Annotated in this window: 18 protein-coding genes and 2 pseudogenes; 5 read left to right on the forward strand and 15 right to left on the reverse strand. The window is 50.5% G+C overall.

What is annotated here, in order from left to right; all coding sequences use genetic code 11:
* Positions 1-110 precede the first annotated feature (110 nt).
* The 5 genes from IT774_RS03235 to IT774_RS03255 form a co-directional block, all read right to left on the reverse strand.
* Positions 111-1,523 carry an MFS transporter gene (locus tag IT774_RS03235; protein WP_232365101.1) on the reverse strand — a complete coding sequence of 471 codons (1,413 nt, stop codon included), beginning with the start codon at positions 1,521-1,523 and terminating at the stop codon, positions 111-113.
* 182 nt (positions 1,524-1,705) lie between these two features.
* On the reverse strand, positions 1,706-2,287 hold the full coding sequence (locus IT774_RS03240; protein ID WP_195811313.1) for a BON domain-containing protein: 582 nt from the start codon (positions 2,285-2,287) through the stop codon (positions 1,706-1,708).
* A gap of 1 nt (position 2,288) precedes the next feature.
* On the reverse strand, positions 2,289-2,888 hold the full coding sequence (locus IT774_RS03245; protein ID WP_195811314.1) for a phosphoheptose isomerase: 600 nt from the start codon (positions 2,886-2,888) through the stop codon (positions 2,289-2,291).
* Between the two features lie 26 nt (positions 2,889-2,914).
* Positions 2,915-3,259 carry a YraN family protein gene (locus tag IT774_RS03250; protein WP_195811315.1) on the reverse strand — a complete coding sequence of 115 codons (345 nt, stop codon included), beginning with the start codon at positions 3,257-3,259 and terminating at the stop codon, positions 2,915-2,917.
* Between the two features lie 2 nt (positions 3,260-3,261).
* Positions 3,262-5,256 (reverse strand): penicillin-binding protein activator, encoded by a 1,995-nt coding sequence (locus tag IT774_RS03255; protein ID WP_195811316.1) that lies wholly within the window; start codon positions 5,254-5,256, stop codon positions 3,262-3,264.
* Between the two features lie 82 nt (positions 5,257-5,338).
* Here IT774_RS03255 and rsmI point away from each other — a divergent pair, with 82 nt between their 5' ends.
* Positions 5,339-6,184 carry a 16S rRNA (cytidine(1402)-2'-O)-methyltransferase gene (gene rsmI / locus IT774_RS03260; RefSeq protein WP_195811317.1) on the forward strand — a complete coding sequence of 282 codons (846 nt, stop codon included), beginning with the start codon at positions 5,339-5,341 and terminating at the stop codon, positions 6,182-6,184.
* Between the two features lie 59 nt (positions 6,185-6,243).
* The gene (locus IT774_RS03265; RefSeq protein WP_195811318.1) at positions 6,244-6,510 is read left to right on the forward strand and encodes a hypothetical protein; all 267 of its coding nucleotides are present in this window, start codon (positions 6,244-6,246) and stop codon (positions 6,508-6,510) included.
* Positions 6,511-6,686: 176 nt separating this feature from the next.
* Here the strand turns inward: IT774_RS03265 and nspC are convergent, their stop codons facing one another.
* The 4 genes from nspC to IT774_RS03285 all read right to left on the reverse strand — a co-directional run bounded on the left by nspC (position 6,687) and on the right by IT774_RS03285 (position 10,731).
* On the reverse strand, positions 6,687-7,817 hold the full coding sequence (gene nspC / locus IT774_RS03270) for a carboxynorspermidine decarboxylase (protein ID WP_195811319.1): 1,131 nt from the start codon (positions 7,815-7,817) through the stop codon (positions 6,687-6,689).
* 14 nt (positions 7,818-7,831) lie between these two features.
* A complete protein-coding gene (locus IT774_RS03275; protein ID WP_195811320.1) occupies positions 7,832-9,034 on the reverse strand; it encodes a saccharopine dehydrogenase family protein in 1,203 nt (400 codons plus the stop codon).
* A 200-nt stretch (positions 9,035-9,234) separates the two neighbouring features.
* On the reverse strand, positions 9,235-9,636 hold the full coding sequence (locus IT774_RS03280; RefSeq protein WP_195811321.1) for a hypothetical protein: 402 nt from the start codon (positions 9,634-9,636) through the stop codon (positions 9,235-9,237).
* 132 nt (positions 9,637-9,768) lie between these two features.
* On the reverse strand, positions 9,769-10,731 hold the full coding sequence (locus tag IT774_RS03285; protein WP_195811322.1) for a 1-aminocyclopropane-1-carboxylate deaminase/D-cysteine desulfhydrase: 963 nt from the start codon (positions 10,729-10,731) through the stop codon (positions 9,769-9,771).
* A 50-nt stretch (positions 10,732-10,781) separates the two neighbouring features.
* Between IT774_RS03285 and IT774_RS03290 the strand changes: the two genes are divergently transcribed.
* Positions 10,782-11,297 (forward strand): chalcone isomerase family protein, encoded by a 516-nt coding sequence (locus tag IT774_RS03290; protein WP_232365102.1) that lies wholly within the window; start codon positions 10,782-10,784, stop codon positions 11,295-11,297.
* Positions 11,297-11,836: a DUF3833 family protein gene (locus IT774_RS03295; protein WP_195811323.1), complete on the forward strand. Its 540-nt coding sequence runs from the start codon at positions 11,297-11,299 to the stop codon at positions 11,834-11,836. Before IT774_RS03290 ends, IT774_RS03295 begins: the two co-directional genes overlap by 1 nt.
* A gap of 816 nt (positions 11,837-12,652) precedes the next feature.
* On the opposite strand, the gene IT774_RS03300 is transcribed toward IT774_RS03295, so the two are convergent.
* From IT774_RS03300 to IT774_RS03325, 6 genes and pseudogenes are all read right to left on the reverse strand, one after another.
* Complete coding sequence (locus IT774_RS03300; protein WP_195811324.1) at positions 12,653-14,041, reverse strand: sensor histidine kinase; 1,389 nt, start codon at positions 14,039-14,041, stop codon at positions 12,653-12,655.
* On the reverse strand, positions 14,038-14,712 hold the full coding sequence (locus IT774_RS03305) for a response regulator transcription factor (RefSeq protein WP_195811325.1): 675 nt from the start codon (positions 14,710-14,712) through the stop codon (positions 14,038-14,040). Before IT774_RS03305 ends, IT774_RS03300 begins: the two co-directional genes overlap by 4 nt.
* Before the next feature lie 98 nt (positions 14,713-14,810).
* Entirely contained in the window at positions 14,811-16,550 is a 1,740-nt protein-coding gene (aceK, locus tag IT774_RS03310; protein ID WP_232365103.1) for a bifunctional isocitrate dehydrogenase kinase/phosphatase, read from the reverse strand.
* Positions 16,551-16,701: 151 nt separating this feature from the next.
* Positions 16,702-17,376 carry an SDR family oxidoreductase gene (locus IT774_RS03315; protein ID WP_195811327.1) on the reverse strand — a complete coding sequence of 225 codons (675 nt, stop codon included), beginning with the start codon at positions 17,374-17,376 and terminating at the stop codon, positions 16,702-16,704.
* Positions 17,377-17,400: 24 nt separating this feature from the next.
* Positions 17,401-18,276 carry an SDR family oxidoreductase gene (locus IT774_RS03320; protein ID WP_195811328.1) on the reverse strand — a complete coding sequence of 292 codons (876 nt, stop codon included), beginning with the start codon at positions 18,274-18,276 and terminating at the stop codon, positions 17,401-17,403.
* Positions 18,277-18,719: 443 nt separating this feature from the next.
* Positions 18,720-19,579 (reverse strand): annotated as a pseudogene (locus IT774_RS03325) (DUF5694 domain-containing protein).
* 1,000 nt (positions 19,580-20,579) lie between these two features.
* Here IT774_RS03325 and IT774_RS17250 point away from each other — a divergent pair.
* Positions 20,580-23,416 (forward strand): annotated as a pseudogene (locus tag IT774_RS17250) (response regulator); the annotation flags it as partial.
* Positions 23,417-24,153 lie beyond the last annotated feature (737 nt).

Here is a 24,153-nt window from a genome sequence, read left to right on the forward strand (position 1 = left end):
GGTGGGTAAATTGTCGACAAAAAAAGGACAGTGCTAACCTCGACGGTCTCAGGCCGAAAGCCATGCTCCTTTTGCCTAGGCGGATATCCTGCGGCTGATGGCACACCCGGTCAGGAAGCGGCTGAAGAGCCTGATTTTTTCAAAATGCTACGGCCGGCCTGGTTGGGTAAGGTTATACTGTCGACAATAGAAAGCAGGGCAATAATCGCCATCATGCCCATGGTCAGCTGAAAATCAATCAGTGCCGGTGCATCGGCCGAGCCCGCCAGCAATAATGTCGCCACCGTCAGGGCCAACGCTCCCACGGTAATGCCCAGGCCCCGGGTCATTTGCATAACCACCGCGCTTAATGTATTAGCGTCACGGATCTTATGCTGAGGAATGTCGGCAAAGCCTAAGGTATTTAACACGGTCAGATGCATGGAGCGGGTCATACCACTGCTAAACAGTATCAGCCCGAGGAGCCAGCCGGGGGTTTGAGTAGTACATAATGCCAGTGCCACAAAGCCGGCGGCAATCAGCAGCGCGTTGTATATCAGCACCTGCTTAAAGCCAAACTGATTCATGATCCAGGTGGTGGCGGGTTTAATTACCAGGTTCCCGGCAAACAGCCACAGCAGCACCACGCCGGCCTCAATGGGCGAATACCCCATTCCCAGTTGCAACATCAATGGAATTAAAAACGGCGCGCTGGATAACGCAATACGGATGATTGAACCACCTACCATGGTGGCCCGAAAGGTACGATAACGCAGGGCGCCTAGCGAAAATAAGGGCTGAGTAGCGCGGAGCATATGCCGGATATTCAGTGCTATCACCCCTACACCGAGCGCGATCAAAGCGCCCGGGATTAGCGGCGCTTCGGGATGGCTGCTGAGTAGCTCCAAGCCGGCCATAAGCGTCCCAAAACCTGCGCCGCTTAAAATGAAACCCTTTATATCAAAGCGCTGATATTCCCCTTTTTCGTTATCGAGTAACAGATAAGTGAAGATGAGCGCGGCCAGCCCCAGCGGAATATTAATAAAGAAAATCCATGACCAGTGCCAGGTTTGGGCAATCCAGCCTCCTAATACCGGGCCAATCAGAGGCGCGCCCAGGGCCGGCCAGGTCAAAATCGCCATGGCTTTCACAATTTGTTGCTTGGGTAAATGTCGCAATACCACCAGTCTGCCCACCGGGACCATCATCGCGCCGCCAATCCCCTGTAAAATTCGCGCGGCGGTAAATTCGTACAAGCCGGTGCTCAGCCCGCACAACACCGAGGCACTGACAAACAGCACAATAGCCAGTGAAAAAATATGACGGGCGCCAAACCGATCGGCGGCCCAGCCGCTGATCGGGATAAAAATAGTGACTGCCACCAGATATGCACTGATCCCCACGGATAAATGCGCCGCAGGCACCCCAAAATCCCGGGCCATGATGGGCAGGGCCGTGGTAATGATGGTGGCATCCAGTATTTCCATAAACAAAGCGGCCGCCACCAATAGCGCTGTGGCAGTTTTGTTATCAACTTTTGGCATTCGAACAGATACTTATTTCATCGCGTTACCGGCCCGACGCAATTGCAGGGGACCAAGGCCGAGGGCCTGGGATCAGGACAGCACAGAAAGATTAGGAGATGTATTAATTAGCAACCAGACCAGACAATAGATCAGTCAGCAGCAGGGCTATAGACCTGCTACCGACAAAGGGGTAGCTTAAGTTACTGAATTTCGAAGGCGCGGACCACCCGGGTAACGCCTTCCACATTGCGGGCAATATCTACGGCAAAGGTCGCTTCCTGGTTGTTGACCCGGCCCATCAGAAATACTTCGGCATGTTGCACCACTACACGAACCTGCAGGGTCGGAACATTTTCATTTGCCAGCAGTTTGGCCCGGACCTTGTTCGCCAGCCAGATATCATAGGCTTGTGCCGAAGCCCCGAGCGGTTGGCCCACACGCACCTGATTGTGAATCTTGCGCACATGGTCGACCTGTTTGACCTGCGCCACAGCCTGATTAATAAGCTGTTGGTCCGGAGCCTGGCCGGTGATAAGCGCGACCCCGTTATAGATATCGACCTGCAAGTTTGTCTCGTTCTTCAAACGCTCATTGTCAGACCAGCGAAACGCAACTTTACCTTCGGCGTTCTGATCATCCAGCTGGGTCCCCACAGTGCGTCTGTCGTGGGCAACTTTGGCCGCTGCCGCACCGGCGCCTACGGCAAGGACGGCGCAGCCCTGAATACTGCTCAAAGTGACCACTAGCGCCAGCGAGCAGGCGCTTAGCCAACGTATAGTCATATTAATCGGATTCCGGATGTTCGGCTGGAAATAAACTGTCATCAATGCATTCACACAAGTTGTGAATGACCAATAAATGGACTTCCTGAATACGGGCAGTGCGATTGGAAGGCACCCGAATTTCGACATCGTGATCATTTAAAAAACCGGCCATTTCACCGCCGTCTTTACCGGTCAGCGCGACAATGGTCATATCCCGGGATAAGGCTGCTTCCATAGCGGCAATCACATTGCGGGAGTTACCGCTGGTGGAGATGGCCAGCAAAATGTCACCCGACTGGCCTAAAGCACGCACCTGCTTGGCAAATATCTCATCATAGCTGTAATCATTAGCGATAGAGGTCAGGGTGGAGGTATCGGTGCTAAGGGCTATCGCTGGTAGGCTTGGGCGATCGCGCTCGTAGCGATTCAGCATTTCAGACGAAAAGTGTTGGGCATCGCCCGCCGAGCCGCCATTCCCACAGCTAAGGATTTTATTTCCCCGAATCAGCGCCTCAACCATCATGCTGGCGGCTTTCTCGATGGACTCAGGTAAAATCTCTGAGGCCGCAATTTTGGTCTGAATACTTTCGGTGAAATTTGCTTTTATTTGTTCAATCATATTGATGACTACCTGGTATAGGGAACTTAACCAGCAATGTTTTTAAACCATTGCAGATGATCATTATTAAAGGTTACCACATCAAAGCGTTGGGGTATGTGGTTTGGATTTAAGCCCTGGTCAATCAGATACCGGACAAAGGTTTTGGTCATTTTATCCAGTTTGGCGGCGTTGACAAACTCGGCCGGATGACCGTGCTGATGGCTTGCTCGTGCTTTTACTTCGATACAGACCCAATAGACACCGTCACGCATGACGATATCCAGTTCGCCAAAGCGGCTGTGCACATTACAGGCAACCAGGGTCAGCCCCTGCTGTTGCAGATAGGCAATCGCCTGCTGTTCTGCCTGTTGCCCAAGCCGCCGGGACACCGCTACCGGGCCTCACTTAAAGGTTTAATACGGCCATTGTCGATAATCGCCTGGGGCAGCAGGCGTTGCAACTCCCCGGTATGACTGCCCGATAAGGTACCGGTAAGACCAGAATAGTTAATTTGGGGAAGCAGACTCAGCGTTTCGACAAACGGCAACAGCTGGTACGCATCCACCCCGAACGCAAAAAAGCGTGCCTGTGCGGTACTTCGACGGGGCCATAGCGCCGCGGTTTCCTGCTTTAACGATTGCCATTGGGAATCCGGCATGAGCCAGGGCATATCAATGAAACGAACATTTTGAAGATCGCGCCACTGATTTTTACTGCTGTCATATTCCATTGAGCGGGATGTGGCATAGACGGGGACTGTCTTGCCATCAAATGGGCTCAGGCTCGCTTCTATCATAGGGTTGAGCAATTCGGTTTGTTCCGCTGAGGCGAATACCACAATCGCATCAATGTCGCGCCGGTTGCGGGTAACATTGTAGAGCTTTTCATTCACCATATACCGAATCTGGTCTATTCGGTTTTTGCTTTGTGCCACGCCCAGGGACGCGGAAATACCTTCTTTAAGCGATTTACTGTCGGTGTAACGAACAATGTCCAGTTCACGCTCACGGGCCAGGTCAGCATTTTTGCTAAGCTGTTGCCAGCGCATCGAAAAGGCATCCAGCAAACGCTGGTAAATGCCGCCGTCAGCCGCCACGATAATGGGCGCCCGGTGACCCTGGGAAAAAATTTGTTCAGCCAGCTGATAGGCTTCATCTTCTGGGGCTAAAGCAAAAAATGCTGCGCGGTCAGGCAACAATTGATTGACCTGGAGATTGTCGGGGATAAGCGCTAACGCGCTCTCGGGTAAGGCCCGGTGAGCCGGCAACGCAATCCGGTTTAATGCCAGCAGTCGGGTATCGGAACTGAAGCGGGGCGCTACCGCTTCAATGGTATCTTTTAGTAGCGGGCCGATTACCCAGCGGGTTGAGCCCACTTCGCTGATAATCTGTTCCGCGCTCTTGTTGTTGGTATCAATAAATCGAAGCTGACCGGCATGGCGTTGAGAGTCCCTATTCAGCTGTTGATAATACCCTGCCAGAATGCCCTGTTTAATAAGCGCCCCGGTGGCGGCAAACCGGCCACTAAGTGGCAGCAGCACAGCAGCCGTGTCCAGCTCATCTATCGACAGACTGGCAGCCTGGGTAATGGCCTCAGGCATATAGGTAACCACAGGTTGCCCGCGGTAGACCTGCCTGAACTGTTGTAGATGTGTCGAAAGCTCATTGGTATTAAGGCCGTGCTGTACCACGAGGTTGCGCAGGGCAATATAAGGCTGCAAATCCGGATACTCGGTAGTGGCAGAACGGTCAGGCTCGGCTTTGTTGACCCAGCGCCAAATCTGGGCCACGGTATGAGCATTGGGTTGCATATACTGCAACAGTGAATTGGCGGCAGCCAGGTAATCGTTCTGACGCTCGTACAATGTGGTTAAGATACGCAGCTGACGAGCCTTGAGACCCGCTTCATTATCTAACGGTAACAGCAAATCAATCAGGGGCCCGGCTTCGGCCTGGGCAGAATTCATATAACTTTGGGCAATCAATGTGTTGGCCCGTACCTGCTGTTCACGTCCCAGGCGACTGTTTTTCAGCGTCAGTAACAGTTGCCGGGCCTGACGTGGTTGCTGTTGTTGCAGGTACGCGGTCGCTGCATCAAGCAATAGGGTGTCGCGAGCATCTTTGTCACTTTGCTGTTCCCACACCTGGCGAGCCTTGGCGATAAGCGCCTGTGGCGACATGGTGACGGGCGTTTCGGTACCCACCGTTTCAGGCTGACTCACAGGCGCAGGCCGGGGCGCTGAAGGGCCGCTGCTACAGGCGGCCAGGCTTAGTACCCCGCCCAATAAAACACATTTTACAATCAGATAATAATAGCTTGCCTGATGCACGCCAGATCCTTTTTTGACCAGAATAACCCGTTTGACGCCAAGTTTATCTGAACCCACAGGAAAATCTATGGTTGGCGCAATAAACCGGCCCTTAGGCGTGTTACACTTTTGACTTTTCAGACAACATTTTCAGGTAAGCATGAGCGACGACGCCACCCTTTACATTGTACCTACGCCGATAGGCAATCTTGATGATATTACCGCCAGGGCCTTGCAAACATTGGAGAGCGTAGACTGGATTGCTGCCGAAGACACCCGGCATACCCAACGTTTGCTACAGCATTTTGGCATAAAAACCCGGACGATGTCGTTACATGAGCACAACGAAGACAAGCGGGCGACCATGCTGGTGCATCGTTTACAAAGTGGTGAATCGGTGGCGCTGGTCAGTGACGCCGGTACGCCTCTTATCAGTGACCCGGGGTTCGTGTTGGTACGCAAATGCCGCGAAGAACACATCAAGGTGGTGGCTTTACCTGGCCCTTGTGCTGCCATTACTGCGTTAAGTGGTTCAGGTCTGCCTACTGACCGGTTTATTTTTGAAGGCTTCCTGCCCTCGAGAAGCCAGGCACGCAGTGTGGCATTGAAACAGCTCAGCGATCGCACCTGTACCAGTGTTTTTTACGAAGCGCCCCGCAGGATCCGCGATACTCTGCTCGATATTCAGACCGTGTTGGGGGCGTCGCGTGCGCTGGTGCTGGCCAAAGAGTTGTCGAAGTCGTACGAAGCCTTTGTCAGTGGTACCGCAAAGGATATTATTGACTGGCTGGATGCGGAGCCGGGCCGCCAGAAAGGCGAGTTTGTGCTGATGATCGGCGGCGCTGAGCGGGTTGAATCCGATTTGCCCGCGCCCGCCTTAGAATTGCTTGCTCAGCTGACCGCCGAGTTGCCTCTTAAAAAAGCCGCGGCGATTGTGGCTGCGCATTATAAGCTGAAAAAGAATGCATTGTATCAGGCAGGTCTGGAGCGAAATAACGCCTCCTAGCTAAACAATTTGTCAGGTTAGGCCGTACCCACCCTAAATTGTTTGACAGGAGAAGCCCTATGGCCACACGTACACTGAAGCTGGACATCCAGGAGGGTAACTGGATGGTTAACGTGATTGATGACAATAATGATGATGGCAAATATGAGTTGCTGCATCCAAACAAAGAAGCTGAGGTCGAGGTAGATGAAAACAAAATGCAGGCGCTGGAATATAATATCGTTGCCAGTGCCGGCACCCGCTTCAAAATTACGCTGGATGACACGGTATTGGCCGAAGGTGAGGTAGGGGATACCGGTATCGCCAACGGCAGAGGCGTAATCTGATCGCCGCACGCCGGTAGCTCTGGCGACCGGATACGAGGGCGCTGACACGCTATCACCCTTAGCCTGGTCAGTGCCTTACGCTGATACAAAAAGCTACTGATACAAAAAACGGCCGATACAAAAAAGCCACATCTGCAGAGGTGGCTTTTGACATTAAAAGACATAGAACAAGGCGGCTAAGACAAGCGACCTTTAAAGTCCTCGTACCCAAACTCACGTACCAGCTCAAACTCACCGGACGTACGTAAGATCCCAATTGACGGATGCTCAACCCCATTGAAAAAGGTCGTTTTAACCATGGTGTAATGCATCATGTCTTCAAACTGCAGCCGGTCACCCGGGACCAGCGGGGCATCAAACGAATAGGTATCAATGACGTCTCCGGCCAGACAGGAGTTGCCGCCCAGCTTGATGTCATACGCTTTTTCCCCAGGCTCGCCCGCCCCGGTAATATCGGGCCGGTAAGGCATTTCTAATACATCCGGCATATGGGCCGTGGCAGAGATATCCAGAATGGCGATATCGCCCTGGTTATTAACAATATCTACCACCTCGGCGATCAGCGGGCCGGTTTGCCAGGCCACCGCAGAACCTGGCTCTAAGATGAGATCCAGATGCGGATAACGCTGTTTGAAGTTTTTTAGCACGCCAATGAGGTGCTCGACATCATAGCCTTCACGGGTCATTAAGTGACCACCACCTAAATTGAGCCACTTCAGTTTATCCAGCCAGGGCCCAAAACGCGCTTCAATCGCCTTTAATGTACGCTCAGTGGCAAATGAATCGCATTCGCACAAATTGTGACAATGAAAGCCATCAATACCGCTAAGATCCTGGCCTTCCAGCTCATCGGCACGAATCCCCAGCCGCGAGCCAGGCGCGGCCGGATCGTAAAGCGGGGTATTGGCCTCCTGATGCTCAGGATTAATCCGCAAACCTAAAGATACCCCTGGCAACGCCGTTTTGTGGGCCTGCCACTGCGACAGACTATTAAACGACAAATGATGTACCAGCGTCGCCAGCTCAGTGATATCAGCTTGTTTATAAGCGGGGGCATAGGCGTGCACTTCCTTACCCATTTCGCTGGCCAGGCGAGCTTCCCACACCGAGCTGGCGGTCGCCCCATGCAAATAGGGTTTGATAATGTCAAAACACGACCACATCGAGAAACCCTTAAGAGCCAGTATAATTCTGGCTCCCGAAGCATCCTGAACCCGTTTCATTAATTCCAGGTTAGCAATCAGCCGGGCTTCTTCAAGCACATAGCAAGGCGACGGAATATCGCGGCGCTGAGTCAGATTAGTCAAAAGTCTCTCCTGACTTAACGGCTGAACGGGCTGGTGTCACATTCGAGCACATGCCATGGCAGACCATGCTGGTTCAGCTCTTCCATAAACGGGTCCGGATCAAACTGTTCCATATTCCACACGCCCGGTTTTTTCCAGACATTGTTCAGCATCAGCTTGGCACCAATCATTGCCGGAACACCGGTGGTGTATGACACCGCCTGCGCGCCGACTTCTTCATTGGTCTTGGCATGATCGCAATTGTTGTAGATGAACAGGGTTTTTTCTTTGCCATCTTTGATACCGGTAATGTAGGTACCAATACAGGTCATACCTGTATAGCCTTCGGCCAGTGAGCCCGGGTTCGGTAATACCGCTTTTAGAAACTCAAGCGGAACAATTTGCTGGCCCTGATGCTCTACCGGCTCAATGCTGGTCATGCCTACGCCTTCAAGCACGCGTAAGTGGTTGAGGTACGCTTCGCCAAAGGTCATCCAGAAACGCGCACGCTTGATGGTAGGAAAGTGCTTAACAATGGACTCAAGCTCTTCGTGATACATCAGGTAAGAAGGTCTTACACCAATATTCTGATAATCCAGATCTTCACGCACACTTAACGGATCAGTTTCTTTCCATTCGCCATTTTCGTAGAACTTACCGCGTTGGGTAATTTCACGGATATTGATTTCAGGATTGAAGTTGGTGGCAAACGCCTGGCCGTGATCGCCCCCATTACAATCGACAATATCCAGATAGTGAATTTCGTCAAAGTAATGCTTGGCCGCATAAGCGGTAAACACGTTGGTCACACCGGGATCGAAACCTGAGCCAAGCAGCGCCATAATGCCGGCTTCTTTAAATTTATCCTGGTACGCCCATTGCCAGTGATATTCAAACTTGGCTTCGTCCTTGGGTTCGTAATTGGCGGTATCCAGATAGTCCACACCGGTGGCCAGACAGGCATCCATAATGGGCAGATCCTGATAGGGCAGGGCCAGGTTAATAACCAGGTCCGGTTTGGTTTGATTGATCAATTGCTCAACTTCGCTGGCGTTGTCAGCATCGACGGCAAATACGGCTTTGACACGGTCTTCACCGACTTCTTTTTGTAAAGCTTCGCATTTTGAAACTGTGCGGCTGGCCAGATAGATTTCATCGAACTGTTCTGGCAGACGAGCACATTTTTTAACCGTTACACTTGCGACGCCACCGGCGCCAATAATTAATACTCGAGACATAAGTCAGTTTCCAAGGCGTTGAGATTTGCGCTGAATCCTAGCAGACATCATTAAATTGGCAAGCAAAGTTGATGCTGCTGGTACCAAAATACTGCTATGTAGTGTTGCCTGATAAAATGGGTTTATCAAGTAAAAACGCCCCGCGAGCATTATTCATACCCACGGGGCGTCTGTATTAAAAAAGACCTCAAAGAAGGACCTCAATTAGCTATAGGCGGGGAAACCACAATGCGCTTACCAACCCGAAAGTACGGATATAGCAATAAATTTTCTTCCCCGTCAGGGCTGGTGGTATTGATGGCAATCGCATCCAGTTTTTCATGATATTCGGTTTGCACTGTGGCTGCATAAGCCAGCACACTATAGCTGTCTGAATCGGTGGTGGTATCGATAATGCGCCACTGCAATTGCTCGATCAAAAAGCTTTCATTCTGGATCCGCAGCTGCTCATCAGTAAACAAACACCCCACCTTGCCGTCTTCATAAATTGCAGCAAAAGGATAAATGGCCTGGCAGTGGGGCAGCATCATTTCACACAGGGTGAGGGCGCGTGTGACCAGCGTTTGCAGGGGCTTAGAAAGTTGAGTTGGGCCATTTATCATGGATAGAACCTCCTGTGCCTTCACCGGCAGACGATGGCACGATAAATCAGTTACAGGTTAATAGAAGAATGCAAAGGCGCTTACACACCTTGCCTGCCGTGTTTGTTAGAACGAAAAAAGTGCCTGCTCAGATCAGTTTCTGGCACCCTGTAAGCCCCCGGTGTGCAACAGCACAAGGCGTGTACCAGGGGCAAATTCTCCGGCCGCTATTTTTTTCTTAACACCCAGAAATAATTTACCTGAATATACCGGTTCCACCGGCACTGCGTATTGATGTTGCATTTGTTCACAAAATTCAAGCAGCTCAGTATCGCTTTTAGCGTAGCCACGACCACAGTGTGTGTGGTCGATATGCCAGTTAGAGCATGGTTGCGGCAAAAGCGCTTGCACCAGTGACTCCAGATAGCCTTCACCTTTTAATACCCCAATTCCAAGAATGGAGGTGGGCCTTGCTCCGGACTGCGCACAATGATGGGCAAGGCCGGCTAAAGTCGCGCCACTGGCCACCGGCGCAGCAATAACATCCAGAGGGGCGGTCTGCGCATGCAACTCATCTACAATTTGCCCAATGCCCGCCACAGCCGCTTGGTTACTGCCGCCTTCAGGAATTATAAACCGGGTTGCAAAGCGCTGAGCCAGCGCTTGCAAATATTCCGGATCGCTTCGTTGTTGGTATTCCAGCCGGCTGACATAACAAATTTGGGTTTGCCAGCGCTGTAGATCCACTAGCATGGGCGTAGGATGGTTACGATAGTCTCCGCGGACCATCGCCGAGAAGGTAATTCCCAACTGCCAGCATAGATAACCTAAGGCATGCAGATGGTTAGAGTAACCGCCGCCAAAGCTGACAATGTGGTCAGGCAGGCTGGCGTACTGAGTCAGTTGCTGGCTCAGTTTGCGCCATTTATTGCCAGATATAACCGCATGCAACTGATCATCCCGTTTAATAAAAAGTTGCAGCTGTTCGGCACCCGGCCACTGTGGGGCAAAAGGCTGTAACGGGCTGGGACGCTGAATATGCAGCCTGGTTTCAAGGGATGACTGGAGAAGCAAAGTCGTAAAATCCGGATATACAAATTTGTAATGCTTGATCATAAAGACTGCGAGGCAGGTATTCAAAGTAAACCTGTAAAAAAGAAGCTGCCATGCGTGCCTACCTAATGCTGTTAAGCCTGCTATCTTTTAATGCTTTTGCTGATATTTCGGCGTCGATAAAAGAGGTTGTTGAAGCGCCCGCCAAAGTGGGTGAAGCCCGTTTTAGTTACTATTTCTGGGATGTGTACGATGCCACTTTGTACGCGCCAAAAGGGCGGTGGAACGGCCAACCACCCTATGCATTAAAGCTTACCTACCTACGCGATTTAAAAGGTAAAAAGATTGCCCAGCGTAGTGTTAAAGAAATGAAAAAGCAGGGGCTGAAAGACGCCACCAAACTAGCGCAATGGCGTGGCCAGATGCAGCAGATTTTTCCTGATGTAAAGGAAAACGATGTGCTTATTGGAATTGCCACCAGCCAACAGACGACCCGGTTTGTTTATAATGGTGAGGTCATTGGCAACATTGATGATGCTGACTTTACTCAACGATTTTTCGATATTTGGTTAAGTGAAAAAACATCTGAACCAGAGTTTCGGCAACAGCTACTTGAGGGAGCAAACTAATGAAGCATACACTACTGGCGATATCGGCGGCGGGTTGTCTGGCATTTTTGGGTGGCTGCGCCGGTGCTCCTGAGGGGCCAGCGTATGAACAGGTTCAGCCACAACTTGATATCCAGCAATTTTTTACCGGTGACGTTAAAGCCTGGGGCATCGCTCAAAATTGGAGTGGCGAGGTAGTGCAGCGCTTCAAGGTTGACATCAATGGGCGCATGGAAGGAGACACCCTGATCATGGATGAGACGTTTGACTATGGCGTGGGGGAGGGGCCGGCACAGCGCACCTGGAAAATCACCCTGAAGGGCGATAATGCCTACACCGGCCGCGCAGGCGATGTCGATGGTCCGGCCACGGGAATCAGTTACGGAAACGCATTTAACTTTCAGTATGAGATGGACCTGCCGGTGGATGATACTACTTACATGGTAAGCTTTGATGACTGGTTTTTTGCTTTTGATGATACAACGTTGATGAACCGTTCTTATATTAAAAAGTTTGGGGTGGTAGTGGCTGAAGTGACCATTTTTATGCAAAAACAATAACCCGCGCTTGTATTTTCCTGGGCAGTCATAGCCATAGGGTGGCCAGAGTAGGTGATGTAATGACGCTGAATAATCAGCGCTAGCGCTCAGATTCAGGACATCCACAGCATCTTGTGGACACCCACCTTTGGCTTCCACAAAGATGGACACAAACATGGACACCCACTATTTTTCATCAGGTTCTCGACACCTATCTTTTAGGATCCGCAAACATGGACACCCACCGCAAACATGGACACCCACCATCTTTAAACAGCATTTTGTGGACACCCACCATCTTTAAACAGATTCAGAACATCCACAGCATCTTGTGGACACCCACCATCTTTAAACAGATTCAGAACATCCACAGCATCTTGTGGACACCCACCATCTTTAAAACAGATTCAGAACATCCACAGCATCTTGTGGAACACCCACCATCTTTAAAACAGATTCAGGACATTCACAGCATTTTGTGGACACCCACCATTTTTTAATGATAAGAATCCACTTCACCCTGCGAAGCAGGGCATTGCTGACGAGTAGAGGGTGAGAGGGAAGTACATCATGATATGGAAACCAAAATGTAGACCTCCACTTTGGGTTTTAAATTTGAACCCCACTTTTAAACCTCCACAAATATGGGTACTCATCTTCTTTCAAGAGGTGATGGACATCCATCATTTTTGAGCAGGCTGTGGCCACCCACCAATTTTCAAAAACAAAATCTTGTCTTTCCTTGCGAAGTAAAATGTTAGTCAATGATGGAGACGAGACTATGAAAATGGCGGTTAACATGCACAAAGTCTTGCATTGAATGCCGGCAGAGCGCATTCAGATCTGACTTAGTTTTTCCCCTGCCGCAAAGGTAATGGTAACCCCTAATCCAGATCCTGACAGCAATGGGTCGGGGACATAGTATACGGTACCATTGTGCAGCTCAGCGACGGCTTTCACCATCGATAAACCCAAGCCGTTACCGGCGGTGGTCCTGCTGGCCTGGGCGCGATAGAAACGTCGATCAAGCTGTGCAAAGTGCTTCTCATCAAGACCCGCACCTGTGTCCGAAACACTCAATACAATCCGCTGCCCCACAGTAGTCAGGCTGACATCCACCCGGTTGCCTGTCCCGGCGTATTTTACGGTGTTATCCATTAAGTTAGCCATCATCTGAAACAGCTGATTGGGATCGCCATACATGGTTACCGAATTAATATTGGTGGTTAGCTGCATTTGGTGTTCTTCAAAGTACGGCTCGTATAAATCCACGACATCCCGCAACACCTCGGCCAAACTGATGGTGGTGAACCCCTGACGTTGCCGCTGACTTTCAATATCCGCAATACGTAACAGACCGTTGAACATACCCAGTAAGTTGTCAGCTTCCGCCTGCGCCTGAGCTTTAATTTCACCTTCAGGTAGCTTATCCAGACGGGAGCGCAACCGACTCAACGGCGTACGCAAATCATGGGCGATATTGTCGGTGACCGATTTGATATTTTCTACCGACGCCTCAATTTTATCCAGCATGCGGTTTAACACCACCGCGAGCTTGCTCAGGTCATCCCAGTTGCTATCAATATCGAGTCTTTCGGTAAGATTTCCGGTTTGCATTATCGTATCGGCCGTTTGCGACATACGGTTGATACGATTAACCACGTACATGGCGACCCCGAAACTTAACCCTGAAATGCACCCCAGCACCGCCACAAACACCCAGCTAAAGGATTGCCCTATCCATTGGGCGGTATACAGGTCTTCAACATCCCGGGCCAGAAACAGCCGGCTGCCATCGGGTAAAATGATATCTTTAAACAACACCGCACGCTGGGCTTTATCAAGCCGCGCCCCCGAGAGCATATCGGCGCTAAACACAAACTGAAAAAAATCAGTACCTTCAGGCACACTTAAACTATCGAGGGAGGTCAGGTTACCCGCCAGAAATTCACCGTCAGCACTTTGCAGACTGACCAGCGTCGAGGTCGAGGAAAAAGGATTGTTGTTTATCGCACTGATAAGCCCTTCGCGCCCTTCCGCCTGGTACCAGGCCTGGTATCCCCAAACCTGGGCATCAACCGCGGCTCGCGCTTCGCGTAACAGGGTTTCTTCGTTAGACAGCGACCATACATAAAACACAAAGGTCATGGCCGCACTGGATAGCAGGGTTAACAGTGCACCTAACCGAAAACTGGAGCTTCGGGTAAAGGTGCGAATCGCAATCACGTTTGATTTTCCGCGATCCGGTAACCGGTACCACGCACAGTTTCAATCAAAGGCACATTAAAGGTTTTATCCACTTTTTGCCGTAATCGGCTGATGTGAACATCAATCACATTGGTTTGCGGATCGAAGTGATAATTCCAGACATGCTCAAGCAGCATCGAACGGGTGACCACCTTGCCGCGGTTTCGCATCAGGCATTCCAGTAGCTGAAACTCTTTTGACTGCAGATCAATCTCCGTCTCGCCCCGGGTGACTTTGCGATTAAGCAGATCAAGGGTAAGATCGCCGACTTTCAGAGACGTCGTAGTATCCTGAACCCGCCCGGCCAGCCCCTCCACCCGCGCCAGTAATTCTTCTACGGCGAAAGGTTTCGTCAGGTAGTCATTGGCACCTGAACGCAACCCCTGAACTTTATCTTCCACCTGACTTTTGGCACTTAACAGCAATACCGGGGTCTGGTTTTCTTCCTCGCGTAGGGTGCGCAACACCGATAAACCATCTTCACCGGGCAGCATAATATCCAGAATAATAATATCCCACTGGCTCTGTCGGGCTGCTTCAAGCCCTTTGGTCCCGTCACTGACTACCGTGGTTTCATGGTCAGCAGCAATAAGCCCTTGCTGGACATGTTCGGCAACCGTTACATCATCTTCAATTATCAACGCTTTCATGATACGCAAATCTTCCCGTAGGCCAAGTGTCCGTTTGGATGCATCGTCGTTAGTTTTACAGCTGCAACCACGAAAACCGATCACTTTGTACATTGTTATCAGGCGTTAATTTCAGATTCGCCAGGCGTCTCTCTGGGAAAACACATTTTAGGGTTATAGGGTGTAAAATTTTGAACTTCGCCCCGCTGGGCAATTTGCTGCATCTCGCGCCAGTAGCTGGCGGTCAGCAGGTTGCCATGCAAACTTTTAAGCAACTCTTTTAAGTGCCGCTTGCCCACAATAAAATGCTCGAATTGCTCGGGAAAAACATCATCTGGGGCCACCGACAGCGTATCAATGGCATAGGGATCCTCGCTTTTTGGCAGGTCCCGAAAGTTACGGTCTTTCATCAGACAAATTTCATCATAATCATAAAAAATCACGCGACCTTGCCGGGTAACACCAAAGTTTTTCATCAACATATCCCCCGGAAAAATATTGGCAAGCGCAATTTGTTTTATACACAGCCCCAGTTCATTGATGGTGTGGCGCACTTTGTCGGGGTCGGTTTCCTGCTCCAGATACAAATTCAGCGGCGTCATTTTCCGCTCAATGTATAAGTGCCGTATAATTAGTTCACTGTCGGTAAGCTCAATGCTGGAGGCGCAGGTTTGTTGCAGCTCGGCAAGCAGGTCATTACTCACCCGGTGCCGTGGCAGCCGAAAATTCACGTATTCATGTGTATCCGCCATACGGCCCACACGGTCTGACATTTTCACCAGTCGATAACAGTCTTTCACATGCTGGCGGGTAATTTTTTTGCTTTCTGCAAACTCATCTTTAATGATTTTAAACACCACGCCATAAGAGGGTAAATCAAACACCATCATCACTAGCCCGCGGGTCCCCGCTGCGGCTTCAAAGCTATCGTTACTGTATTGCAGGTGGTCTAAAAAATTCCGGTAAAACACCGTTTTTCCATGTTTAAAATGTCCCAGGGCCATGTACAGTTCAAAGTGCTTTTTGTTAGGCAGTAACTCCTGCAAGAAAGCAGTGACTTCCGCCGGGTACAGGGTATCGGCCATAAAATAGGAGCGCGCAAAGCCAAAAATGACACTCAGATCTTTGCGGTCGGTAAGCAGGGCATCCACAAAAATAGCCTGACTGGCATTAGTTTGCAGAGCGATTACAAACGGTAGCGTGTGGGTGGGCATACAAATACGGCCAATAACATAAGCGGCTTTGGAACGGTAAAAGACAGGCTGAAGCATTTCTACAGCAGTGACACTGGCCAGTTGTTCGGTGGTCAGGCGCTTACGCAGCGCAACTTCAAGATGCTCCAAATCCCGCTCTATATTTTCAAATGGCACATTAAAGCGGTACACCTTAAATAAAGCCTGATACATCTGGCGCACCGTGGTGGTAGGGTCGAAGCTGTTTACCACCTTGTGGCGGTCCTGCCCCGGCAGATAACAACGGCTTGGCTGCAAAAACATGACCGCATCATCAATTTTTTGGTGACGAAACACCCGCCCGATGACCGAGTTATAGAAGGTTTCGGCCAGTTCAAATTGTGGGTGTCCATCCAGCAAACGGGCATAACATTGTTTCATAGTCTGCCAGAACCCATCATTTTGCTGATGAACGGTAATATCCTGATAAATATCGGCTACCGCTTCAGCCAGGCTGGTCTCATAAATGGTAATGCGTTCTTTTACCGCATTCTGGGTGGCCTGCCACTGGCCTTTTTCAAAGCGCTCCTGGGCACCGCGGGTGATACGAGAAAACCACCGGTAGCTTTGATCAAAGTGCTGTAATATCCGATAGGCGATACGCCCGGCTATATGTTGTTCGCTCACAGAAAGCCTCTTATTGATGACGTGCAACATTGCTGCGATATCAGTTAAAAGGTTAATGTAGCCTGCCTGTGCTTAAAATAACATGGGTAAAATGGCTGGAAGGAAGGGGCTGACCAGATGCGACCGGTCAGCCGAAGTGATACCGGCGGGGTTAGTTGGTGGGCATCAAATAGATTTCGCGCACGCTGTTACGCTGGTTCGCGTCGATGGCGAACACCACGGCATCGGCCACATCCTGAGGTTGCAGCTTGTCATCTTTGGCTTCATCAAAGAATGGGGTATTAACCACGCCCGGACAAATTGTGGTACAACGCCCGCCCCATTCCTTCATCTCTTCGGCCAGATTCTGACCAAAACCGTAGGCAAACCATTTTGAGGCGCCATAAATAGAGCCCTGAATAGGCCGGCGGCCGGCAGCGGAACTGGTTAAAATAAAGTGTCCGGTAGTTTTGCGCAGATGCGGCAGGGTCAGCTGAGCACTCCATAATAAGGCTTTGATGTTAATATCCACCATCGAGTCCCATTCTTTCGGGTCGCCATTTTCGGTTCCAGCCTGAGAAACACCTTTACCGGCATTGGCAAAGACCACATCCAGCTGACCATAGTGTTCGATGGTCTGTTTAACAACCTTCTTCTGCTCGTCATAGCAGGTAGCATCAGCAGCAAATGCCACGGCATTATCTTTGCCAAGCTCCTCCACCAGGGCGTTGAGCTTATCCTCGCTACGGGCAGTTAACGCCACTTTATGTCCGGCTTTAACCACTTCCTGTGCCGTGGCTTTACCGATGCCACTGGAAGCACCAGTAATAAGTACAATTTTAGACATGAGATTCCTTATAATTTAGTTGAATTAGCCAGCGCGGGTACTACCGCCCAGCAGAGTGATGATCTGACCCGTCAGATAGCCCGAGTCGGCGTTAGAGGCCAGATATACATACGTAGGTGCCATCTCTTCGGGTTGCGCCGGCCGTCCATAAGGTGTTTTTTCACCAAAATGTTTGGCGCTTTCGCGGCTGCGTTCTGCCGGATTTAAGGGGGTCCAGACCGGGCCGGGCGCCACACAGTTTACTCTGATTCCACGTTCAACCAGCTCTTGTGCCAGGGTTTTGGTGAAGGCATGGATCGCCCCTTTGGTAGATGAATAGTCCAGCAGTCCGGCTGAGCCTTCCAGTCCCGTGATAGAACCGGTATTGATAATGGTTGCGCCTTTGGTCATATGCGGCAGGGCAGCTTTGACCATCTTAAAGTAACCATAGATGTTGGTCTGAAATGTTTTATCCCATTGTTCAAAAGACAATGATTCCACATCCGCCACATGATTTTGAAAGGCCGCATTGTTGACCAGAATATCCAGTTGGCCAAACTGTTTAAGAGTGTCATTGACGACTTTTTCACAATCGCCCTGGTCGGTAACATCAAATGGAATCATCAGAGCTTCACCGCCCGCCTGTTGCACATGCTTGACGGTAGCTCTGGCATCCTGCTCTTCTTCAGGCAAATAGGTAAATGTAATTTTTGCGCCCTCACGGGCAAACAGTACAGCCACAGAACGTCCAATACCTGAATCGCCGCCGGTGATCAATGCTACTTTTCCGGAAAGCTTACCGGCACTCTTGTAATCTTCAGCGGTAAATTCGGGCCGTGGATCCATAGACTGTTCTTCACCGGGAAGCTCGCCAGTATCCTGTTTTGAAAACGGCGGGGTAGGGTATTGTTGGTCAGACATAGTCACACTCCTTAGCGTTACGAAATACCAGTATTGGAACACATGGCAATGCAGGAGCTGTTCCAGCTATGTAAGGCCTGGCGGACAATAAAGCAAAGAAGGCGGTGGGAGGAGGGAGCCTGTTATTCCGCCCTGTTTTTAACCAGCAGGTCTAGTTGCGAATATTTCTTGCTGCCAACCGGCTCCTGCTCAGCTATCTGCTTTTCGCTTTGGTGGTTATGAGCGGATTTGTTTCACGTCCCCACGCATAAGCACACTATCGCTAAGCCACAAAGATAGCCACACAGATAGTCACATTACCACAGCCCGGGTATTGAAAGGGTGAGTAAGAATTCAGGCAGGCAAAAGTACCGCGTTTTGCGAACGCAGTTGATTGCTTGACTACCGGCCGCCATCGCAACAAAGGCGCCTGGAGCAACACTGACGGGAGGAAATGCCGGCGTTCAATCAGGAGCTTTTAAATAAGTACGCAGGCTTTCCCGGCTGTATTCGGGCGATGCATCAAAGAACAGGTTAAGAAGGTTCATGTGGCCTGCGCCAAAGATAACCAGAATCCGGTCGCCGGGGCGGCAGGAACCCGCTGAATATTGCGAAAAATGCGTAAATTACGATTAAACCAGCGGCCGGTTTCAAAGTCAGCCCCGAAGTATTCATTGTCTTCACTTTCAAACTTGAAGTGGCCTATAAGGTAATTCCCTAGCGATTGCTTTAGGTGTTGTTCATCGTTCAGGCGCAGTAATTCTGTGGCGATATTATGAGATTTGTAGGCGGGCTCACCATTATCAAATCGCAGAGAAGTATCAGGATTGTTCTTGTAAAACCTGCCAAACTCGGCCACTTTCGTTTTATCGTTGAACACTGCCTCGATATTCGGGTACATCTGCCCCCATGTATCTGCGGCAAAGAGGGTTTTATGCCCGGATTTTTTCGCCAGCCTAAAGCCAAACTGGTAAACCTCCCCAGGCGGCAGCGCCGCAGGCAGACCCGGTTGCCCGGCCAGGTAGTTTGAGTAAGCCTTGGTCAGTTCGTTTTGCTTTGTTACCCGATGCTCGACCACAATATGTGTAGGGTTGAAGGTCATTAATTGTTGACAGATATCTTCAAGTTGGCGTTGATAATCAGCCGATAACACATCAATTTTATCGTCATCGCTCACTTTTACTGCATCAAGGTTGGGAAAGTGAAAATGAAAGGTTCCCAGGGTAACCACCCTTATAGGCTCTTTAACCGGCGCAGATGTTTCACCGAATCCGGCCAAAGGAGCAAAAATCAGCGATAACGTTATAATAATTCTAAACAACATTTCATTACAGAGTTTAACAATGATGCCCCAATTCTAGGAAGCGCCGGCAAACACGCAATTGTAAAAATGTAACGAGCGTTAACAGAATAGGATGGCGCTGCTGGTTTTATTTGAAAAATTTATGGTCACTGAAATAAAACGTTAGCGAACCAGAATTATTGCGCACCTCAGAGGGCTTAATGCCGTGATAATCGCGCAGGTTGTAAAGGGGGTAAAGTTACCCACCTCCGGGGGAGTCAAAGCTCTATGCGACCAAGGTCTGTCACGCTATTTTTTGCTTCTAAATTATGCTATTGATATAGTTTTTGGCAAACACAGCGTCTGATCTAGCGAGCTTTTTTCCTCACTTAATCGCACTTTAACGAAGGCTGGCGTTTATGCGCGCTGGTTAAGTCTTATGAAGCGAATACAGGCCCACTGGTAGCCCGGGATGACGAAACTCATAATGGATAAACTATACGTCGATAATTTGCTGGCCGGCGCAGACGATCTGGCTTTGCGTTTGGAAGCGTTTAACTGGTCGAGTACAGGTCTTGGGCCTTACGAAACCTGGCCTGCCAGCCTGCGCTCAGTGGCAGCGATGGTATTGGAAAACCGTTTCCCCATGACGCTGTGGTGGGGCCCGGATCTTCTGCACATCTATAATGAAGCTTATTTGCCTGTCTTAGCAGATAAGCACCCTCACGCTCTGGGTCAGCCCGCCGCTGAGATCTGGCAGGAAATTTGGCACATTATTGGTCCGCAAAGTGAGTACGTGCTTTGCGGTAAAGGGGCTACCTGGAATGAGCATTTGTTTTTACCGATGAATCGCAAAGGCTTTATAGAAGAAACGTATTTCACCTTTTCCTATAGCCCGGTACGTGATGATGCCGGTGGTATTGGCGGGGTGTTGGTAACCTGTCAGGAAACCACCTTACAAGTGCAAAGTGAGCGTCAGTTATTATTGCTGCGCGATCTTGGCGCCCAGCCCACCCCGGAGTCGGCGGAGGAGGCCTGCAACATGGCAACCCTTGTGCTGGCTCGCAATGATGCTGATTTTCCATTCGCCATGTTGTACCTGATTGATGCCGATGGTCAGCAAGCCAGTCTGGTGGCGTCAGCAGGGCTGGATGATTACCAGGGCCCCGGCACGCCAGAGGTGATTATTTTTGATAAGAACAATGCACAAACCTGGCCCCTGGCTGAGGCGTCGGCCGATAGCCCGTTGGTACTCAATGATGTATTGGATAAGGTAGGCACCATGCCGGGCGGTCGCTGGGAACAGCCCCCCGAACAGGCGGTTGTGGTGGTTTTGACCGGCTCTGGCAGCAAGCCCTATGGGTATCTGGTAGTCGGCTTGAGTCCGCTGCGGGCATTTGATGATGCTTACCAAGAGCTTATCCGGCTTACCGCCGATCAGATAGACCGAGCGATAGGCAGTGCCAGAGCGTATGAAGAAGAGCGTAAACGGGTGGAAGCCCTGGCCGAGCTGGATCGCGCAAAGACTGCTTTTTTCCTGAATGTCAGCCATGAATTGCGGACGCCGCTGACGTTGATGCTGGCCCCTACAGAAGATGCCCTTCGCGCCGCCGAGCCGGTGCTGGCGCCCACCGAGCTGAAATTGGTGCACCGCAATGCCCTACGCATGCTTAAGCTCGTCAATACACTGTTGGATTTTTCCCGTATTGAAGCAGGCCGTACCGATGTCAGCTTTAAAGCGACCAACCTTTCTCTTAAAACTCAGGAGCTTGCCAGTACCTTTCGTTCTGCTATTGAAAAGGCCGGACTGTCGTTGGTGGCGGATATGCCAGAGCTTGATGAGCTGGTGTACATTGATGAGGAAAAATGGGAAAAAATTGTTCTCAACCTGCTTTCTAATGCACTGAAGTTTACCTTTGAAGGGAGTATTCGTATTGCGCTACGTCGGGTAGGCTCGAAGGTGGAGTTACAAGTACAAGATACGGGTATAGGCATTGTTAAAGAAGAATTACCGCATATATTTGATCGCTTTCATCGGGTAAAGAACGCCCGGGGGCGAACCCATGAGGGAACCGGTATAGGTCTGTCGCTGGTACGTGAACTGGTTAAGCTACATGGTGGCAACATAAACGTGCAAAGTTCTCCCGGAGCGGGCACGACCTTCACCATACGCCTGCCGTTTGGCAGTGAGCATCTGCCCCAGGAGCAAATCAGTTCACCACAAAAACTGGCATCGACCGCCATCGGCGTCCGGCCTTATATTGAGGAGGCCCTAAGGTGGTTGCCAGAGTCACCAGATACCTCGTGGGAGTGGGAAGTGCCCGCCACCGAGGGGACTTCGAATAACGCCCGCGCTGGCGAGCATGGTCAGGAGAAACCTTGTGTGCTGGTGGCAGATGATAATGCTGACATGCGTGATTATCTGCGACGATTGTTAGAAAGTTATTGGACCGTGGAGGCGGTGAGCGATGGGGAAGCGGCCCTTCAGCGGGTGCTAAGATCTCCGCCCGATTTGGTCTTGACCGATGTCATGATGCCCAAAGTTGACGGCTTTGAGTTATTACAGCAGCTTCGGGGTAATGAACTGACCAAGAGTATTCCGGTTATCTTACTGTCCGCCCGCGCCGGCGACGAAGCCCGACTGGAAGGGCTTGAAGCCGGCGCGGATGATTATTTGGTTAAACCATTCTCGGCACGCGAGCTGACGACCCGGATCGCCGCGTGTTTAGAGCTTGCCCGGGTGCGCCGGGAAGCGGCCGAAGCATTAAGCGAAGCTAATGCCCGCCTCAAGCAGGAAGATCGTCGCAAAGATGAGTTTCTGGCGATGCTTGCCCATGAGCTTCGTAACCCCCTTGGTGCGATTAGTAATACCGTGCAACTTATGGAGCTACACTGCGATACCGCGAACCGTCGGTATCTGAATATTTTGACCCGCCAGTCCAGTATTCTTCAGGGGCTGGTCAATGACTTGCTAGATGTTTCGCGCATTACCCGGGGCCTGGTAGAGATTAAACGGGAACAAACCGACCTGGTTCAGATTGCTGCTCATGCGCTAGAAAGTGTTCGGCCATTGATGGAGGATAATGATCACGTACTGAGCCTGGCGTTACCGGATGAACCGCTCTACGTGATAGGGGATACGGTTCGGCTTGAACAAATACTGGTGAATCTGCTTACCAACTCGGCCAAGTACACCGACCCAGGCGGAATGATTACGCTTGAGTTAGCATGCCAGCGTGACCAGGCGGTATTAAGGGTAAAAGATACTGGCATTGGTATGACCCTGAAGTACTGGAGCAGGTGTTTGATCTCTTCAGACAGGTCGAACGGGGGCTGGATCGTTCCAAAGGCGGACTGGGGATTGGTCTGACTATCGTTCAGCGATTGGTAGAGCTGCACGGCGGCCAGGTGGAAGCCTACAGTGATGGGCTCAACAAAGGGTCAGAGTTTTTGGTAACGTTACCACTGGCAACATCAGATAATGCTGTTGAAGTGCAGACTGAGCAAACCCACCCCGGCACCGTGTGCTGCAAGCGTGTATTGGTAGTGGAAGACGATGAGGACATTGCCGAAACGCTTTCTTTGCTGCTGGAGCTGGCCGGACATCAGGTTGTTATCGTCCATGAAGGCAGTGGTGCGCTGGCGCAGACAAAGGAATTTCAGCCAGATGTGGTGCTATTGGATATTGGACTGCCGGGGATGGATGGCTACGAAGTAGCCAGACGGTTGCGTGAGCAATCTCCCGAAATTACTTTGGCTGCGTTAACCGGCTATGGGCTGGAGTCTGATCGCAAACGCGCCGAAGCCGCTGGTTTTAACGCTCACTTTGTAAAGCCGGTGGATATGGAAGCATTACGCATATTTGTGAACGAATGTTAGCCCCACAGAGGGCTTAAGGGCTTAACAATACACTGCAGGCGTTTCAGAACCGGTAAGTTGCCGGGACGGGTCTGGACTTATTGTAGGCAACCCCTTCGTTGCAATAAGCACTAATCACCCTCCACCGGGAACTCATAAATACCACGTTTAGACCTCGCAGTGAGAACCACCAAAGCTCAATAAATAATCAGCAAATAGCCAGGACACCCACTAAATAGCCAGGACATCCATAAAAGCAAATAGCCAGGACACCCACTAAATAGCTAGGACACCCACTGTTTCAGATCTACCAAGACCGATGGACAGCCGACTTGATAAGTGCGATAGGTAAATCATCTGTCCAGGATGGTAGATTCAGTCGGTAGAGAGCGTTTTAATCGAAGGTATTACTCTGAGAAAGAGTGACTTAGACCGGCAATTTGAAGGAAATAACCAGGAGAACGACAGTTATAACTCCATTAGAAAAAGAAACAAAGACCACACAGGCAAACTCTCAATAAATAGTAAGAAACAGGAGGCCCATTTGCAGGATTTCAATAGCCATAGTGCAATCATTACCAAAGTATAGAAACCACACCATAACTTGCTCAAGTCGTAGTGCAGTAATCTAGCTTTGCTCAACAAACTCTATGTATGGATATTATTCATCTCGGTGAGTAGAAGTTTGATTAAACTGAGCAATATGACAAGCTTTTAAAGCCCGGGGCGTATGGATAAACGGAGGCGGCGCAAGTACG

The sequence above is a fragment of the Salinimonas marina genome, from assembly GCF_015644725.1.
Taxonomy (GTDB): Bacteria; Pseudomonadota; Gammaproteobacteria; order Enterobacterales; family Alteromonadaceae; genus Alteromonas.

Coding starts and splice junctions, on each gene's coding strand:
- rsmI (WP_195811317.1), top strand. CDS start 5,339: ATGAGCGACGACGCCACCCTTTACATTGTACCTACGCCGATAGGCAAT.
- IT774_RS03315 (WP_195811327.1), bottom strand. CDS start 17,376: ATGTCTAAAATTGTACTTATTACTGGTGCTTCCAGTGGCATCGGTAAA.
- IT774_RS03235 (WP_232365101.1), bottom strand. CDS start 1,523: ATGCCAAAAGTTGATAACAAAACTGCCACAGCGCTATTGGTGGCGGCC.
- IT774_RS03295 (WP_195811323.1), top strand. CDS start 11,297: ATGAAGCATACACTACTGGCGATATCGGCGGCGGGTTGTCTGGCATTT.
- IT774_RS03245 (WP_195811314.1), bottom strand. CDS start 2,888: ATGATTGAACAAATAAAAGCAAATTTCACCGAAAGTATTCAGACCAAA.
- IT774_RS03240 (WP_195811313.1), bottom strand. CDS start 2,287: ATGACTATACGTTGGCTAAGCGCCTGCTCGCTGGCGCTAGTGGTCACT.
- IT774_RS03305 (WP_195811325.1), bottom strand. CDS start 14,712: ATGAAAGCGTTGATAATTGAAGATGATGTAACGGTTGCCGAACATGTC.
- IT774_RS03290 (WP_232365102.1), top strand. CDS start 10,782: ATGCGTGCCTACCTAATGCTGTTAAGCCTGCTATCTTTTAATGCTTTT.
- IT774_RS03275 (WP_195811320.1), bottom strand. CDS start 9,034: ATGTCTCGAGTATTAATTATTGGCGCCGGTGGCGTCGCAAGTGTAACG.
- IT774_RS03280 (WP_195811321.1), bottom strand. CDS start 9,636: ATGATAAATGGCCCAACTCAACTTTCTAAGCCCCTGCAAACGCTGGTC.
- IT774_RS03265 (WP_195811318.1), top strand. CDS start 6,244: ATGGCCACACGTACACTGAAGCTGGACATCCAGGAGGGTAACTGGATG.
- IT774_RS03320 (WP_195811328.1), bottom strand. CDS start 18,276: ATGTCTGACCAACAATACCCTACCCCGCCGTTTTCAAAACAGGATACT.
- IT774_RS03285 (WP_195811322.1), bottom strand. CDS start 10,731: ATGATCAAGCATTACAAATTTGTATATCCGGATTTTACGACTTTGCTT.